This window comes from Acinetobacter sp. CY17, from assembly GCF_059515825.1.
Window position 1 is genome coordinate 29,632 of sequence record NZ_JCAKMX010000019.1, and the last position, 17,553, is coordinate 47,184.

General features: G+C 41.3%; 17 protein-coding genes. 11 read left to right on the top strand and 6 right to left on the bottom strand.

The features are described 5' to 3' along the window. Positions 1-12: 12 nt before the first annotated feature. A complete protein-coding gene (locus AC5YCI_RS12685) occupies positions 13-357 on the bottom strand; it encodes a DMT family transporter (protein WP_496129475.1) in 345 nt (114 codons plus the stop codon). Between the two features lie 383 nt (positions 358-740). Between AC5YCI_RS12685 and AC5YCI_RS12690 the strand changes: the two genes are divergently transcribed. From AC5YCI_RS12690 to AC5YCI_RS12720, 7 genes are all read left to right on the top strand, one after another. Then, a complete protein-coding gene (locus AC5YCI_RS12690) occupies positions 741-1,157 on the top strand; it encodes a RidA family protein (RefSeq protein WP_496175600.1) in 417 nt (138 codons plus the stop codon). Between the two features lie 15 nt (positions 1,158-1,172). Continuing rightward, entirely contained in the window at positions 1,173-1,859 is a 687-nt protein-coding gene (locus AC5YCI_RS12695) for a DUF1028 domain-containing protein (protein ID WP_496129477.1), read from the top strand. Positions 1,860-1,874: 15 nt separating this feature from the next. After that, entirely contained in the window at positions 1,875-2,858 is a 984-nt protein-coding gene (locus AC5YCI_RS12700) for a LysR family transcriptional regulator (RefSeq protein WP_496129478.1), read from the top strand. After that, a complete protein-coding gene (gene argE / locus AC5YCI_RS12705; protein WP_496175601.1) occupies positions 2,859-3,992 on the top strand; it encodes an acetylornithine deacetylase in 1,134 nt (377 codons plus the stop codon). 189 nt (positions 3,993-4,181) lie between these two features. Then, on the top strand, positions 4,182-5,693 hold the full coding sequence (locus AC5YCI_RS12710) for an amino acid ABC transporter permease/ATP-binding protein (RefSeq protein WP_496129480.1): 1,512 nt from the start codon (positions 4,182-4,184) through the stop codon (positions 5,691-5,693). A 95-nt stretch (positions 5,694-5,788) separates the two neighbouring features. Then, complete coding sequence (locus AC5YCI_RS12715) at positions 5,789-6,619, top strand: ABC transporter substrate-binding protein (protein WP_496129481.1); 831 nt, start codon at positions 5,789-5,791, stop codon at positions 6,617-6,619. Positions 6,620-6,633: 14 nt separating this feature from the next. Then, positions 6,634-7,500: a phytanoyl-CoA dioxygenase family protein gene (locus tag AC5YCI_RS12720; RefSeq protein ID WP_496175602.1), complete on the top strand. Its 867-nt coding sequence runs from the start codon at positions 6,634-6,636 to the stop codon at positions 7,498-7,500. Between the two features lie 44 nt (positions 7,501-7,544). Here the strand turns inward: AC5YCI_RS12720 and AC5YCI_RS12725 are convergent, their stop codons facing one another. Next, positions 7,545-8,270, bottom strand: a complete 726-nt coding sequence (locus tag AC5YCI_RS12725) for a class II aldolase/adducin family protein (protein WP_496175603.1) — start codon at positions 8,268-8,270, stop codon at positions 7,545-7,547. A 155-nt stretch (positions 8,271-8,425) separates the two neighbouring features. Between AC5YCI_RS12725 and AC5YCI_RS12730 the strand changes: the two genes are divergently transcribed. Beyond that, positions 8,426-9,250 (top strand): ABC transporter substrate-binding protein, encoded by an 825-nt coding sequence (locus AC5YCI_RS12730; RefSeq protein ID WP_496129484.1) that lies wholly within the window; start codon positions 8,426-8,428, stop codon positions 9,248-9,250. Positions 9,251-9,315: 65 nt separating this feature from the next. Then, a complete protein-coding gene (locus tag AC5YCI_RS12735; protein WP_496175604.1) occupies positions 9,316-10,446 on the top strand; it encodes a hypothetical protein in 1,131 nt (376 codons plus the stop codon). Positions 10,447-10,486: 40 nt separating this feature from the next. Here the strand turns inward: AC5YCI_RS12735 and AC5YCI_RS12740 are convergent, their stop codons facing one another. From AC5YCI_RS12740 to AC5YCI_RS12755, 4 genes are all read right to left on the bottom strand, one after another. After that, on the bottom strand, positions 10,487-11,479 hold the full coding sequence (locus AC5YCI_RS12740) for a TauD/TfdA family dioxygenase (RefSeq protein WP_496175605.1): 993 nt from the start codon (positions 11,477-11,479) through the stop codon (positions 10,487-10,489). 57 nt (positions 11,480-11,536) lie between these two features. After that, positions 11,537-12,808 carry a flavin-containing monooxygenase gene (locus AC5YCI_RS12745; RefSeq protein ID WP_496175606.1) on the bottom strand — a complete coding sequence of 424 codons (1,272 nt, stop codon included), beginning with the start codon at positions 12,806-12,808 and terminating at the stop codon, positions 11,537-11,539. A 177-nt stretch (positions 12,809-12,985) separates the two neighbouring features. Continuing rightward, positions 12,986-13,780 (bottom strand): phytanoyl-CoA dioxygenase family protein, encoded by a 795-nt coding sequence (locus AC5YCI_RS12750; RefSeq protein ID WP_496175607.1) that lies wholly within the window; start codon positions 13,778-13,780, stop codon positions 12,986-12,988. Positions 13,781-14,144: 364 nt separating this feature from the next. Continuing rightward, a complete protein-coding gene (locus AC5YCI_RS12755; protein ID WP_496129489.1) occupies positions 14,145-15,041 on the bottom strand; it encodes a LysR family transcriptional regulator in 897 nt (298 codons plus the stop codon). Positions 15,042-15,282: 241 nt separating this feature from the next. Between AC5YCI_RS12755 and AC5YCI_RS12760 the strand changes: the two genes are divergently transcribed. Beyond that, positions 15,283-16,704 carry a GntP family permease gene (locus tag AC5YCI_RS12760; RefSeq protein WP_496175608.1) on the top strand — a complete coding sequence of 474 codons (1,422 nt, stop codon included), beginning with the start codon at positions 15,283-15,285 and terminating at the stop codon, positions 16,702-16,704. 15 nt (positions 16,705-16,719) lie between these two features. Further along, a complete protein-coding gene (locus tag AC5YCI_RS12765) occupies positions 16,720-17,505 on the top strand; it encodes a 3-hydroxybutyrate dehydrogenase (RefSeq protein ID WP_496175609.1) in 786 nt (261 codons plus the stop codon). The last annotated feature ends 48 nt before the right edge of the window (positions 17,506-17,553 follow it).

Consider the following 17,553-nt stretch of genomic DNA (forward strand, 5'->3'; position numbering starts at 1 on the left):
ACATAGGCATTTTTAATGTCCTGTTGAACTAGAAAAAATATGAATAACCAACACACCACTTACAATCATTAGCATGCCAATGATTGCTGCAGTATCTAAAACTTGTTTAAAAAATACATAACCAATAATAGCGGTCAATACAATCCCTACACCACTCCAGATGGCATACGCCACTCCTAAGGGAATAGTTTTTATGACGTGTGAAAGTAAAAAGAATGCCACACTAAACAATAAAACCACCATCACCGAAGGTAACAGTTTAGTAAAACCTTGAGATTTTAATAAAAAGCTTGATCCTGTAACTTCGCACACGATTGCGATGGCCAATAATAAATAAGCGGTAAGGATTGGGCTCATAGCAGCTTCCTGAGTACTGTTGTGATTGAATTATTTTGATCACATGTGGATATTAAATTTGTACAAATCTAAGACACCTATGTGATTTATAAAACTTTAATTTTTAATCTATAGCGTTCACTGAAAGATTTAATCATTTTCCCCAGTAAAAGCTACACATTTCAATCTATTTTAAAAACAAGGATGATCAAAAAAAGCTACTTAAGCTTAACAACAATCAGCAAACACTCAAATCTTAGTCTTAAAAATAATGCTGACGTTTACTTGAACTTAGATATTCTGCAGCTTAATAAGGAAAATGCGAACTATTGAAGCAGAAAAGGAAAATTGCCTTATCAAGCACTTGATTCATACTCGGCCTATGAACTTAATAGGATCAAGTGATGAAACATAGACGTATTCGTACCTTTAACACTCAGGCCACCTATCCAGAACAACATTTAGATAATGATTTATGCCAAGCCGTGGTTGCACGTGGCAGTACCGTGTTTTTGCGTGGTCAAATTGGACAGAACTTAGATACATCTGAAAGCGTTTGTATTGGTGATGCAGCGGGTCAAGCTGAGCAAGCGATGTATAACATTAAGATGTTACTGGAAGAGGCCGGCGGTGAGCTTGAGGATATTTGTAAAATCACCATTTACATTATTGATCCACGTTACCGTGAAGAGGTTTATCGCGTGGTGGGGAAGTGGCTTAAAGGCGTGTTCCCCGTTTCAACCGGTATTGTGGTCTCTGCACTGGCTCGCCCAGAGTGGTTAGTTGAAATTGATGCCACCGCTGTGATTCCTGATGCCTAAGGTTGGAGGTTGTTTATGACTTTTTCCATTATTGCACGTTGCCCTAAAACTGGGCAATTTGGCGGCGCCATTAGCTCATCTTCACCCGCAGTTGCCGCACGCTGCCTACATGCCAAAGCAGGTATCGGGGTTGCCACCTCACAAAACATTACGGATCCATACTTGGCAAACATTTTGCTAGATATGCTGAAGTATGATCTGGCTCCTGAGCAGGCGATCTCAGAATTGGTAAAGAATACCGATTTTATTGAATATCGTCAGCTAACTGCACTCAATACCTCAGCACCACCCGCTGCATTTAGTGGCACTTATAGTTTAGGTGTACATGCTGAGTGCATTGGAGAACACGCAGTTGCTGCAGGCAATTTACTTGCCGATGCTCGAATCCCTGAAATCATGGTGAATACTTTTCACCAAGCATCAGGAAGTTTAGCTGAGCGTCTGTTACAGGCGCTACAAGCAGGTTTAGCTGCAGGTGGAGAAATGGGGCCTGTTCATTCTGCTGGCGTATTGGTAGTTGATAAACTCGAATGGCCAGTCATTAATTTACGTGTTGATTGGTCGGATACGCCAATTGAAGATCTCTATCAACTTTGGAAGCTATATGAACCTCAAGTCGAAGATTACGTAGTACGCGCTTTAAACCCAGCTATTTCACCCGATTACGGTGTACCGGGTAGCCAAGTTTCTTCGAGAGGTTAACGTTAGGATAATTAGGTGCTTAATCGAATCTCACTCCGTCAGATGCAATATTTTGTCGCGACTGCACAAAGTGGCAGCATTATTATTGCCTCAGAGAAAATCCATGTTTCTTCACCTTCGATTTCTGCAGCCATTGCACATATTGAATCTGAATTACAAGTGCAGCTTTTTATTCGCCAACATGCCAAAGGCTTAATCTTGACCAATATTGGTGAGCGTGTCATGCAAGAATGTTTGTTGATCTTAAACCAATCAACCAACCTATACGCTTTAGCTGCCGATTTCTCTGGGTCGATTCGTGGCCCCTTACGCTTAGGATGCTTTAGCGCATTTTCACCGATGATTTACGCTGAAATTATCCACGGCTTTACTAACTTATATAAAAAAGTTGATCTCGCTTTATGTGAGGATGATCAGCAGGTATTGCTTCATCGTTTGGTCAGAAATGAACTGGATGTCGTGCTGACTTATGATTTGAACATTGATCATGATGTGGTGAATTTTGAATCTTTAGCTGTATTGCCCCCACATGTTTTGGTCAGTGAAGCACATCCTTTAGCAAAAAACTCAGCGGTCACTTTGCAAGAATTGGCTGACTATCCCATGGTGTTATTAGATATGCCTTACAGTAGTGATTATTTTATTTCGCTATTTCGGCAGCATAAACTCAGTCCCAAAGTTGAGCACTCGTCTAAACATGTGGATGTGGTACGGGCGATGGTGGCAAATAATTTAGGCTATACCATTTTAAACGTGCGTCCTAAAAACAATTATGCCTTAGATGGGAAACGTTTGGTCCGTATTCGCTTGGCAGGAGAACATCGTCCAATGCAAATTGGCTTGGCGACAGCAAAAAATGCACATTTAAATACGGTGTCGCAAGCGTTTATCAGCCGTTGCCGCGCTTTCTTGTCCAATCAATATATTCCTGGCATGGCAGATGCACATTTCTTTGATGCGCATATGAAAACCAAGCCATCACTGGTCGAGGTAGATTAATTGCAGCAATTCAATCATCTTACAGTTCTCAAACAACTGATTTCTTTTGACACCACATCCTATAAAAGTAATTTAAACTTAATTTTTTATTTGCGTGATGTGTTTGAAGCTGCCGAGATTGACGTCCATCTTGATTTTAATGCAGAAAAAAATAAAGCCAATTTGTTGGCCAGTGTTGGCCCTTTAGATCAAGCCGGTATTTTGCTGTCAGGTCACTCCGATGTGGTACCCATCGATGGACAAAATTGGGATACACCAGCGTTCCAAGCCACGGTGAAACAGGGCAATATCTATGGACGTGGCACGGCGGATATGAAAGGCTTTCTGGCCTGCGCCGTGCTTGCATTATTAAAAGCCAGTCAACTCAAGCTACAGCGCCCATTACATTTATGTATCTCTTATGATGAAGAAATTGGCTGTATTGGGGTACGTGGTATTTTAGATCAACTGAAACAGCAGCTTAAACCCCCACTGATCTGCGTCATTGGCGAACCCACCATGATGCAATTGGCACTCGCCCATAAGGGGAAAACTGTATTTCGTGCCAAGTGTTGTGGTCAAGAAGGGCATTCGGCTTTAGCGCCCAATTATTTAAATGCCATCCATGTCGCTAGTGCTCTCATTCATGCGATTCAAACTGTACAAACTGATCTACAACAGCATGGCCATCAAGATGTAGGCTACGACATTGCCTACAGTACTTTACATGTGGGGAAAATTTCAGGGGGTACAGCTTTAAATATTGTCCCAAATCTATGTGTAGTCGATTACGAACTTCGACATTTGGCTGAAGATCAAAGCCATAGCATTCAAGAAAAAATTTTAAGTTGTCTTCAAGAAGAATTCCGCCACAAGATTCAACTTGAAGAAATCAATCAATATCCTGGGCTTAAAACATCCCCAACAGTACAAGCCGTTTCATTTATACAAGATTTATTGCCTTGCAATACCCGCACACAAAATATTTCCTTTGGTACTGAAGGGGGGCTATTTCAAGATGCCTTAGATTGTCCAGTGGTGGTATGTGGGCCAGGCGATATTGCCGTTGCACATAAACCCAATGAATACGTGGCAATTGAGCAATTACAGCAATGTGACACATTTTTAGAGAAAATTATTCAGAGCTTAATCTAAATTTAATCAATTATTTAAAAATAAAAGTGCACCTGTATGTGTGCGCTTTTATCGCTATATGCTTATCACTTCAGCCTTTTTGATTGCTTAATTAAAGCTGTATTAATAACTCAATTTTTCCAAATTACTTCCCGCTTAAATTTCCGCTATAACAGAATAAATCAAACATTGAATAGGCGGGGGATTGGAATGGATTTTAACTGGGCATATACCTTAAGTTTATTCTCACATCAAAGTTTTTGGAGTGCCACTTGGACCGTCATTCAGCTGAGTGTCTTAGTGTGGCTGCTAGGTATTGTGCTAGGTTTCATTTTAGTTTTTGCCAAACAATCACGTTATAAACCTTTAGCTTGGTCGAGTGACTTATATATTTGGTTTTTCCGCAGTTTGCCGCTGCTGGTGCTCTTGGTCTTTGTGTATAACTTACCGCAAATTTTCCCGGCATCGAGCGTTGTACTGGCATCACCATTTTTAGCAGGTCTGATTGCCATGACCTTAAGTGAAGCTGCCTATATTGCTGAAATTCATCGGGGTGGGTTAACGGCCATCCATAAAGGCCAAATCGAAGCAGGTAAAGCCTTAGGACTTAAATACGCAGGTATTCAACGCCTGATTGTCATTCCTCAAGCCTTTCGTGTGGCATTACCAGCGCTGGGTAACGAATATGTATCCATCGTAAAACTCACGTCTTTGGTCTCAGTCATCTCTTTAACTGAAATTTTGTTGGTAGGTCAGCGTCTTTACACCCAAAACTTTTTAGTGATGGAAACCATGTTGGCGGTTGCATTTTATTATGTCTTAATTGTGACTGTGTTTGGCTGGTTAATTCAGTATTTTGAACGCAAAATTGATATTAGCCAACGCAAACCTGGCATGCTCAGCGAACAAGATCCACTGAATCAGCTTCCGCTGGCCTCTATCCGTGCTCGTCAAGACGTACAACATGTAAAGCAAGGTGATTATGCTTTAGAAGCGTTAAACATTCATAAATCTTATGGGCAGCATGAAGTACTAAAAGGGATTAACCTGCAAGTCAAATGGGGGGAGGTGATCTCCATTATCGGTCCATCTGGTTCAGGAAAAACCACCTTGATTCGTACACTCAATGGTCTGGAATCACTCAATCAAGGCACAGTAAATTTACTGGGCCAACCCTTTTTAAAAGATCAGCACTTAACTGAAAATTCACCTGAATACAAAAAAAATATTGTCCATGTTGGAATGGTATTTCAAAGCTTTAATTTATTCCCACATAAAACCATTTTACAAAATGTCATGCTGGCGCCGATGTATCACCATATGGGAACTGTTTTAGACAACAAAATGACCGCTTTAGCCATGCTTGACAAAGTCGGTATGAAGCAACATGCCCATAAATACCCACATCAACTTTCTGGTGGCCAACAACAGCGTGTCGCAATTGCTCGTGCGTTGGCGATGCAACCCTCTATCATTTTGTTTGATGAGCCTACATCTGCACTCGATCCAGAATTGGTCAATGAAGTCTTGAAAGTGATTGAAGCATTAGCGGCTGAAGGCTTGACCATGATTATTGTGACCCATGAAATGCGCTTTGCTTTTCAAGTATCTGATCGGGTGATGTTTATGGAAGGTGGACATGTGGTGTTAAACGATAGTCCAGATGTATTGATGCGTACCCAACATGAACGCTTTCAACGCTTTATTGCGCAAGATCAATAGTTTTTATAAACAGGCGCTTAGAAAAATACGAATCGGATTTAAGTCTTCAAACACTTATATTAAAAACATCATAAAAACTCTAGCGAGTAAGAACAATGAACTATAAATCTCTAATGATCACAACTTTATGTAGTAGCTTTTTCCTCACTGCATGTGGCCAATCGAAGCAACCAGCGGCAGACTCAAACCATAAAGTGCTTGCGGTCGGTTCAGATCTCACCTTTCCACCTTATGAATTTTTAAAAGATGGCACACCAAGTGGCGTAAGCGTGGAAATTATGGAAAAAATTGCAACCGTACAAGGGTCAAAAACCAATTGGGTCGATACGCGCTGGGCCAATCTTATTCCAGGCCTAAAAGGCGAAAAATTCGATATTTTATTTTCTTCGATGTACATCACCCAAGAGCGTTTACAGCAAATTGACATGATTCCGTATTACAAAACCGATATCTCTTTATTGGTGCGTCAGGATTCACCCCTTAACCCACAAGGGCCCAATGATTTATGTGGCAAAACAGTGGGTGCCATGAAAGGCACCGCCTTCTCAAGCCAAGTATATGAAATCTCTAAACAACGCTGTGAAGCAAAAGGGTTGGCTGCGATTACCGTGCGTGAATTTGAGACTTCACCACAAACTACACAAGCCCTGCTTGCTCATGCCGTAGATATTCAATACGACGATGCAGCGGTGATGAAGGCGGCTGAACAAAACCTACAAGGCAAAGTCAAAGTGACCTCGACCGAAGCATTCTTCCCCACAGTCGGTGGCATTGGTATTCGTAAAGGGGATAAAGCCACCTACGCCTTGGTTGAAGAGGGAATTGCCAAGCTCAAAGCCTCAGGTGAGTTTGAGAAAATTTTGGCCAGCTATGGCTTAAAAGCACCCACAGATGCTGATATTGCTGCTGTGATGAATCCTCAGTAATAAGGAATAGGAATATGCTACATCCACAACAGATTGAACAATTCCATCGCGATGGATATTTAGTGGTTGAAGATGTCTTAACTGAACAAGAGCTGAAAGGCCTTCGTGACCAGTTAGAAATATGGATTGAAGAAAGTCGTGAGTTTGAGGCCGCCTATGGTGAAACGATAGATCAGCGGGCACGCTTTGATGTCGACCCTGTGGATCATCGTCGCGATCATCCTGCCTTAAGACGCGTCAGCTCACCGACCGAAATTTCTGATGCCTATTATCAAATTGCGATGCAATCGGCGATGACCAAAATGGCGGGACAGCTCATTGGGGGCAGCGGTACGCGTTTTCATCATAGTAAAGTCAATGCCAAACTTCCGCATACCGCAACCACTGTAAAATGGCATCAAGATTTCCCTTTTACCCCACACACCAATGATGACATGATTACTGCATTGCTGATGGTCGGGGAAGTCACGGCAGAGAATGGTCCCTTACAGGTGATTTCAGGTAGCCACCGCGGAGAATTATATAGCCACTGGCAAGATGGTCGATTTACGGGCAAAGTTACTGACGAAATTGAAGGTACTTGCCAAAACTATGTTTCATGCACAGGAAAAGCAGGCGCCGTATGTTTTATGCATACACGATTATTGCATGCCTCGGGTGCCAATCGAACCGAATTGCCACGCTATTTGTTTATTAGCGTTTATGCAGCAGAAGATGCGGTACCTCTATCAGACAATCCATTGCCTAGCCTACATCAAGGTCAGTTGGTGTATGGCCAAGAAAGTGGACAGGTTAGAATGAGCCCAAATCAGCTCCAAATGCCACAAAAGCCTAAAGGCGCCTCATTCTTTGTCCAGCAGGCTGGCCTAGAAATGGCCTAATCAAAAAAGAGAGCCTAAGAGCTCTCTTTTTTTAGGCTGCGTATTTAATCCAATACGCTCGGATCTTCTGCAATCATGATGGCTTTCATTTCATTAAAATGTGCCAAGCTAAAATCTTCAATCCCTTGCCAATCTTGCGCGGTTTTTTCTGCCACGTCATCACTCAAAATATTCAAAGCTTGACCTGTGGCGTAGGCATTTACCACAATTTGACAGGCTCGCTCAAAGGTATACATATCATCAAAGGCAATGCCAATCTCATGTGAGGCAATTAATACCCCATGATTGCCCATCATTAAGCGTTGATGTTGCCCTAAACACATGGCTAAACGTTGCCCTTCAGCGATGTGGTCTGCCATACCAGCGTAAGCCAAGTCATATGCCACACGGTTAAAATAGCGTGCACTATTTTGCTCAAGTGGAATTAACACCGGTGATTGCAAACAAGACAGCGTTGTCGCATAAATAGGGTGCAAATGCATAATCACTTTCAGCTCAGGACGGAGTTTGTGAATCTGGCCATGAATGGCCCAAGCCGTGGCATCAATTTTACTGTGATCAAAGCTTTGCTCATCATTCGCATCTAATAATATTAAATCACTGGCTTTAATTTTAGAAAAATGTTTCCACTTGGGATTTAGTAAAAAGTGTCGACCGTCGTCGGATACCGCAGCACTAAAATGATTGGCCACTGCCTCATGTAGACCTAGTTTTGCCACTAAACGTAGTGCTACAGCCAAATCAACTCGGATCTCTGCCTCTGTCTTCATTGCTTTTCTCATTTAGGATTTTCTTTAGTCTAAGCAGTTCAGTCGCAATCTTTGCATCGTATTTTTTGGAGTATTGGCTAAGAAATTCAAAATTACTTTTGCGCAACAACTCGCGTATAAATGATTTAAAACCTTAAAAATAAGCGAGTTAAACAATGTTTAAAGTTATTCCTTTGATTGGGGCACTAGGTTTAAGTTTCATCACGGCGTGTAGCCAACAAACACCGCCAGAACAGACACCAAACACCCAAGTTTATAACATTGGCAGTGACATGACTTTTCCGCCATTTGAATACATAGAAAATGATCAACCTGTAGGTTTTGATATTGATGTCGCTAGACAAATTTTTGCCCATTCCAATGCCGATGTAAATTTTATTGATAGCCGTTTTTCTAATCTCATTACTGGCTTAGAAGCCAAAAAATTTGATTTGGTGATGTCAGCGTTATACATCACCAAAGAACGTCTCAATAAAGTGGATATGGTGCCGTATTACATGACCACAGAAGCGCTCGTTGCTCTAAAAAACTCAAATTACCAACCTAAAACCCGCGATGATTTATGCGGTAAAACCATTTCTTCGCAAAAAGGCTCAATGTTCCCTGAACAACTCAGAACTATGTCACAAGATTCTTGTGTCGCAAAGGGCAAAGCGCCAATTACCATCCGTGAGTTTGACACCTCACCTGAAGCTGTACAGGCGTTATTGGCCAAAGCCGTCGATGCCCATTACGACGATGCCAGTGTGGCAAAAAGTACCGTCGATAAACTCAAAGACCGTGTCGTGATCAGTTCAACTGAAGATTTCTTCCCCGTACTCGGTGGCATTGCTATTCCTAAAGGCGATCAGGCGATGTTAGCAAAGGTTCAAGATGGCTTAAATGCAATGAAGCAATCCGGCGAATATGACAAGCTCTTAGCCAAATATCATCTGCAGGCACCCTCTGAAGAAGAAATTGCCCAATATATGCCGCAATAATACTCACACCATATAAGACCATAACTATGCAAAGATTCTTCAAAGCATCCCTGTGTTGCGTTTTAATGAGCTGCTTCAGCCTGCCTAGCTTGGCAGGACCACTCAAGATTGGCGATGCAAACTCCGCACAGGGAGAACTCTCTGTTTCAGGCTTTTTACGGGCAAAATATCAAGACAAAAGCTGGACAGACAATGACCATAAACTCAGCTTTGATACTGCACGTATTAACCTTGAGTATCAATCACCTACATGGTTTGGCTATGCAGAATACCGCTGCTATCAATTTGATAAGCTCTGCGATTTTTCAACCTTAGTCGATGGTTACATCGGCTACAAGCTCAATGATCAGCACGTGGTTCAAGCAGGGTTACAAGCTGTCCCTTTTGGTCCTGGGCGTTTTTGGGAAAGTAACTATTATGGCGGCATTATTACCCAAATTGGTCTAGAAGATGTACATAATGTAGGTCTTAAATATCAGGCCACCTTTGATCAGGGCTCAAATTTAGAACTGGGTTATTTTAGTGGTGATGGTGGCGCATATAGTGGCCCTTACGCTGATGATGCAAGTCGATATACCACGAATTTTGTTAAACCAGAAGATCCCAATATAAGCCATTTAGATGAGAAAAATATGTGGATTGCCCGATTTACCCAGACCTTACCAGGGCTTCCGCCAAGTATGACCAGCTCCCTTGGTGCATCCTATTGGTACTCAGAGATAGACAATAAAAGTTTTAATCGAGAAGGCGAGCGCAAAGCTTGGGCACTCTTTGGTCATCTTGCTTACCAAGATTGGACCTTTGCTTTAACGGTGGGCCAAAATGATGTGAATAATCAAGATCCGCGTCATTCAAAAGCCTCATTAATGGGTTCATTTGATGATAACTTTATGGTGGCCAATAAGGGGACGTTTTATACTGCCGATGTCAGCTATAGCTTTAAAGACGTTGGCCCATTGACCAAGGTGAGCCCGTATGCCATGTATAGTCTGTATGATAAATCAGAAAGCGGTTACCGAGATTCATCACGTCATTTAATTGGTGTGGCAACATACTATAAAGATATAAGCTTGGTGGCTGAATATATTATAGGCAAAAATGACTTCCTCATTGGCGGGCCGAGCGATGCGTATGCACAAGGGAGTGACACTCAAAGCCATGAGCTACTCAACTTACAATTGTATTATCATTTTTAATTCAAAAAAGGGGCGATAAGCCCCTTTTTTATCGCTTTATTTAAGCCACTTGACCCAGCCCTTTTGGAATGCCATTTCGACCAGGAAAATCTTCAGCGAGACGCCGTGCATTGGGCATTTTTAACCAGACTCTTAACAATTTACGACGTTGATGAATATCATCAAAATCTTCGAAGGCTGAACGTGAGTGCATCACAGCATAATTATTACAAAATTGTAGATCGCCCGGCTCTAACATCATATCTAATTTAAGCTCAGGCAGTTGACTGACCTGATCAAAAATATCCAAGGCATCGCGTTGCACGCGAGACAGCGGGATATTTTTCCGTTGATGCCCCAGTTCAATATAGTAACGTAAGTAACGACAAGATAGTTTCCCATCAAAATAGCTAAAAATTGGGGTTAATGAGGGTTCAAGCTCACCTAAGTGGTCATACCATGCCGGATGGTAATAATAAGCGAGGTATTGAGGATAATGCTTTAAAATATAGTTATAGACACTCGCAGAACTGACTAAACTGCTTAAGCCACCCTGTTTGGCTTTACGCACAGAAAGTAAGCCAACCACATCGCTTAAGTCGGCATGATAGGGCAGATTGGCATTGGTTTCGTAGACACGGGTCATTTTATTGTTCAAATCTCCGACGTTTTCTACATAACCAATTAAGTCACCACGGGCATTTTGAGTGACAGGTTCACCTAAGTATAGGCTCAAAATATAGTAGACGTTGGCCAACTCTGCTTCAGTATAATGCTGCGCATCTAGTCCTCGAATCACGATAAAACCATAACCGTTTTCAAGTTCTTCACGAATGTTGTCGATTCGATCTAAGAACATGGCATCATCAATGAGCACATCTGATCGATTAAAGTGAGGGGCATGTAAATTTTTATGGTGTATTTGCATAAGGGCTGAATCAAGTACCATTAACTCATGCCCAGTGAAATGATAAATCCAGTCGTACTGTGTCGCAAGCACCTGACCGAGCCAAGCGGCTTTGGTGGTCATCGGGGTGGTTAGCATGGTATTCATAGTGACTCCAAATTAAAAAAAATCAGCCCAGAGCAAGATGGGCTGAAACATGGAACATTACGCACATTCAGAGGTGTCTTCAGAGATTTTGTATTGATGATATTTATTTTGGATATCAATATGTTCTGCAATGTGTTTTGCATCGTGCCATACCCCCCAGATAAAGCTTGAACCGCGTCCTGTTAAATACGGTAAGCCTAGGAAATACACACCACGCTCAGAAGATATGCCACGGGTATGTTGTGGTTGTTGGTTTTCATCAAAGGCATTGACTTGTAACCAGCTAAAGTCATAACGAAAACCTGATGCCCAAATCACACTTGTAATCCCTGCAGCCTTAAGATCTAAACTGAGTAGTGGATTAGTGACACAATCAGGATCAGGTAATTGCTGACGTGCGTTCGGCTCCTCTGGCAGGTCCAGCCCATTTTTACTGACATAAGCATCGGCTTGATCATAAAATGCCATCAGAGCAGCATCGCCGTGTTTTAAGTTGTCAGCTAAATCAGCTTTAAAGTACACATTATGCTGATCAAAACGGTCCGTCATCCCCAATAAGGTAATACCTTGCTGAGCCAAGTGACGAAAATCAATATTGATCCCGCCATGTGCACCACTGACAGCCAAACCTTTTAAGGGGCCAGTGTCTTTACGCATAAAATCCCAACCGCCCAATACGCCAAGCCACCACACATTATCACGATTACGGTAGCTACGTGGAGGACGCTCATGCTGTCCCACGGAGAGATATACTTTTTTACCTGAGCGATTAATTTCATCGGCAATTTGTACACCAGATGAGCCCGAGCCAATCACCAGTACTGCACCTTCAGGCAGTTGTTGCGGATTTTTATATTGGTCAGAATGAATTTGGTAAAAATCGGGCAGAGCAGGAGCAATACTTGGAATCACTGCTGTCTGAAAAGCCCCTGTGGCTGACACAACATGCTGAGCAAAAAGCGTACCTTCGGAGCTTTCTATGGTAAAACCTAACGCTCCTTCAGATTTATAGACTTGATAAACGGTAACACCTGTATAAATCGGCAGTTGAAATTTTTCCGCATATTGTTGGAAATAATCAGCCACCTGATCATGATGGACAAAACTATCTGGATCCGCATCAAAGGCTAAATTGGGGAAGCAGTCATGCCAACAAGGGCCATTGGCGACCAGTGAATCCCAGCGCCGTGTACGCCATGCTTCAGCAATACGGTGCTTTTCAAGTACAACATGACCAATACCTAAGCGTGTCAGATGCTCACTCATGGCTACACCAGCTTGACCTGCACCGACGACCACGGTATCTACCTTGATTTGATCTAATTTCATACGTCTTTCCCGTGTCTGTTGCCATAACACTGTTATTGATTTGGATAAATTGACTATAGAACGTACACACACAATGCGAAAATCATATAAGCAGAAGTGTTAGATCAAAAAAACTGAAGTGACCCAAAAGAAAAAGATCAATACTGAGCTATTGATCTTTCTCATTTACTTTTTCTTTTATTCAGACATAATCGGAAATTCATCTTCGGGTAATGCATCACCTGTGCGAAGTACCCCGATTAAATGCGGATATTGAGGCGATGTTTTTCCGCCCCGATCTACATAAACTGCATGATCACCTAGCCAACGAAAAGATACCGCACGGCGCGCATGCGTATTAGACAAATTACCCGGTGCACCATGTACAGTCAGATAATCAAAAGCAATTGCATCACCAGGCTCCAAAGCCCAACCCACAATATCATAGGCATCACGTTGTGCGTCAATATCAGGTAAAATCACCTCTTTCGCTGCACCATGATCATAATATTCACCATTAAAACTCTGCGGACGAAAGTGTTGCCCCCATTGATGAGATCCCGCAATAAACTCAATGGTCGACTCTCGTTCTACGGGATCAAGTGGAATCCAAAGACTTAGGGTTTGTTGTGCATCTACCGGATAATAAGGTGCATCATGATGCCAAGGCGTAGCTTTATTCGAGCCAGCAGCTTTAACCAGAACATGTTCATGAAAAATTCTGACGTGTTTGGCCCCCATGATGGTTTTGGCAATATAGGCCGCAGGACTTTGCTCAATAAAATCTTTAAAGGGTTGAATTCTCTGCCAATTACAATAGTCTGCCCAAAATTTTCCTTGTGTTTTTTCAGGGGAATAATCTTTAAACCACGGTCCAGGTTGCGTCTCATTTTGTTGAACCCCTTGTTCAAGTAATGCTAACCAACCCTTAAATAAGCCTCGAATCACCACAACGCCATCACGTTGAAATGCTATTTTTTCTTGCTCTAACATATTGATTCTCCATTTAAGTACCTTCTTAAAGTAATCCGAATTGCTAAGGCAAGAAATTTAGCTTTTTAAAAGCTAAGCTTTGATTTTTTGGAATGACCTAGTTAAATATTCAAGAGCACATAGACATCGTGGCATATCAGAGAGGACCTATGTTTTGTCACAAATTATGTGTGCTAATGATGATAATTTCATAAAATGGATTTCAACATAAAGTGAGGGTTATCTGGTTCACAAGTGTGATCTGTGTATATAAAAGGGGTTATTTTATTTTTATATGCTGAGGTACGGAATAACCCATCAACAGCGTCATTCCGAAAATAATTTTTATCCAAAAACTTTAACAAACCGAATAAAAATCATAATCTTAATAAATTTTTTTAGAAAAATCTTGAGCAAGAAGTGTCTCTACAAAATGAGCAGAAATATGAGACAAATCTTGGGATGTTTTATAGATAATTCCTACAGGGAATAATGGACCATGATCTGCGATTTCAATTAAACAATTATGTTCTAGGTCTATAAAGTTTTGAAAATGTCGAGGAATAGCACTGACTCCTAAACCATAAGAAGTAAAATGAGACAGAGAGTTAATATGGTGGCATTCAACTTTCACATTTAATTTAATTTCATGCACTTGGCATTGATTTTCAATAATTTGGCGTACGATAGAAGGGTGTTGCAAAGTAACAAAAGGCTCTTTGCATAAGTCTTGCCAGGCAACCGATGAGCACTGACTTAAAGGATGCTTTTTGGGTACAACAGCAATAAAACCTTCGTCAAATAATGGATGAAAGGTCAACTGATGATATGCCTCAGGCCGAAAACAGATACCAATTTCAAAAATACCTTCTTGTACCTTTTCTATAATTTTTTCATGCGTAATATCATGAATGGAAAAATTAATATTGGGATGTAATTTGGAAAATCGATCAATTACCGCAGGCAACATAGAGTGAGTCACAAAGCTCATAGATGCAACGTTTAAGGTACCACGATTAAGTTTAAATCGTTGTTTAACATCCTTTTCCATCTCTTCCCAATGCGCCAATAATTTCTTAGCATAAGGAATTAAAGACTGACCTTCCGCAGTCATTTCTACACGGCGCGTTGTACGTTTAAATAACTTCCCACCTAACTCGTCTTCTAAAGTCTTAATACTTAAACTTAATGCCGATTGGCTAAGACATAGTTCATTCGCTGCATTAGCATAATTTAAAGTACGTGCCAAAACTAAAAAAGCTTTTAATTGTTTAAAGGTCATACGCTCTCTTTTAGCATTTTATTTATGCTCAACATCCACTTCTACTCATCAACTACCACTTGAGTATTCATGAGTTTTCCTGCTTAGCCAAGCACTATTTTCAAATAATCTCTTGATCAATCTGACTTATAGTAAGCCCAACTGCTGCATGATCTTGCACTATTCACCAGGCTGTAAATGGAACTTTACCGCTCGAGATCAGCAGTTTTCAGGATGAATAAGATAAGGACAACATACAGTTATGTGGGATTTAGGCATTATTTTACTTTCGTTAGGGCTGTTAATGTATACCGCCTATCGTGGATTTTCCGTAATTTTAATGGCACCTATTTGTGCCTTATTAGCGGTATTGCTGATTAATCCAGCCAACGTCTTACCATTTTATTCAGGGGTATTTATGCCCAAGATGGTGGGGTTTATCAAAGATTACTTTTTAGTCTTTTTACTCGGTGCAATTTTTGGCAAGGTGGTTGAGATGTCAGGCATTGCAGCTTCGATTGCAAAAACAATCGTCAATTTAATTGGTTCTAAGAATGCCATGCTGACTGTTGTACTTTTAGGTGCAATTTTAACCTATAGCGGTGTCAGTTTATTTGTAGTGGTTTTTGCAGTTTATCCTTTTGCTAATCAACTATTTAAACAAGCCAATATTCCAAAACGTTTATTGCCTGGTACGATTGCTTTAGGTGCATTTACCTTTACTATGGATGCCTTACCTGGTACTCCACAAATCCAAAATGTAATTCCAACGACGTTCTTTGGCACAAATATTTATGCTGCTCCGATACTTGGGATTTTAGGTGCTATTTTTGTACTGGGTATGGGACTCAGTTATTTAGAATGGCGTCGCCGTGTAGCCGCTAAAAAAGGACAAGGATATAGCGATGGTCTTGGCTTAAATGATACAGAATTACAGCAGTTAAATACGATAAGTTCTAAAGAAAATGGAACCGTCTTACGCCAATGCTTAGCTTTTGTTCCTCTTATTTTAGTGGCTGTAATGAATAAATATCTCTCTGGAGCAATTCAAGATTGGTATCCAAATGGCTTTGATTTTAGTGCTTTAGGTCTAATGAACTATAGTGTCGATGTTGCCAAAAGTGCTGCTATTTGGGCAGTAGGCTTAGCTTTAATTGTTGGGATCATCAGTGCAGTATTATTTGATTTCCGCCGTGTATATGACACCTTTAAGGAAGGCGTAAATACCAGTATCTCAGGTGCGCTATTAGCAGTAATGAATACGGCTTCTGAATATGGCTTCGGAGCAATTATTGCAGCTTTACCTGGATTTATTATTATCAGTCAGGCCTTAGGTAATACCTTTACAAATCCACTCGTGAATGGAGCTGTGACTACGACTGTATTAGCAGGTGTTACAGGCTCTGCATCTGGGGGGATGAGTATTGCTTTAAGCGCTATGGCAGATAAATATAATACGGCTATTACGGCTATGGGCATTCCCCCTGAAGTAATGCATCGTATCGTGGCGATGGCATCTGGAGGGATGGACACTTTACCGCATAATGGTGCTGTGATTACTTTACTTGCAGTCACAGGACTCACACATAAGCAATCTTATAAAGATATTTTTGCGATTACTATCATTAAAACACTGGCTGTATTTGTCGCGATTGCTGCATTTACATGGTTTGGTATTATTTAAATAAAGAGAATGAGTATGGAACACTTATTACAAGACAAAGTTGCATTTATTAGCGGTTCTGCTAGTGGTATTGGTTTAGAAATTGCGCAGAAATTTGCGCAAGCCGGTGCCAAAGTCGTGATTTCCGATTTAAATCAAGAAAAATGCCAACAGGCAAGCCAAATCCTACAACAACAAGGCTTTGATGTCTTATCTGCACCTTGCGATGTCAGCAATGAGACCGACTATCAAGCTGCGATTCAACTCACTGAGCGTCATTTCGGCCGTCTGGACATTTTAATTAATAATGCCGGCTTTCAGCATGTGGCTGCGATTGAAGACTTCCCTACAGAAACCTTTCAAAAACTTATCAATGTGATGTTAGTGGGTTCATTTATTGGGATTAAACATGCCTTACCCATCATGAAACGTCAAAAATTTGGCCGTATTATTAATATGGCTTCGATCAATGGACTGATTGGCTTTGCGGGAAAAGCTGGCTATAACAGCGCGAAACATGGCGTCATTGGACTGACCAAAGTGGCCGCACTCGAATGTGCACGCGAGGGCATTACCGTTAATGCTTTATGCCCAGGCTATGTAGATACGCCATTGGTACGTGGACAAATTACGGATTTAGCCAAAACGCGCCAAGTGAGTGAAAGCAGTGCTTTAGAAGATGTCATTTTGGCCATGGTGCCACAAAAACGCTTACTTAGTGTGGCAGAGATTGCCGACTATGCCATTTTTTTGGCTAGCGATAAAGCAGGTGGGATCACCGGTCAAGCAGTAGTCATGGATGGTGGCTATACAGCACAGTAAAAAACCACAAATAAAAAAGCCTCAACGAATTGAGGCTTTCTTTTATGA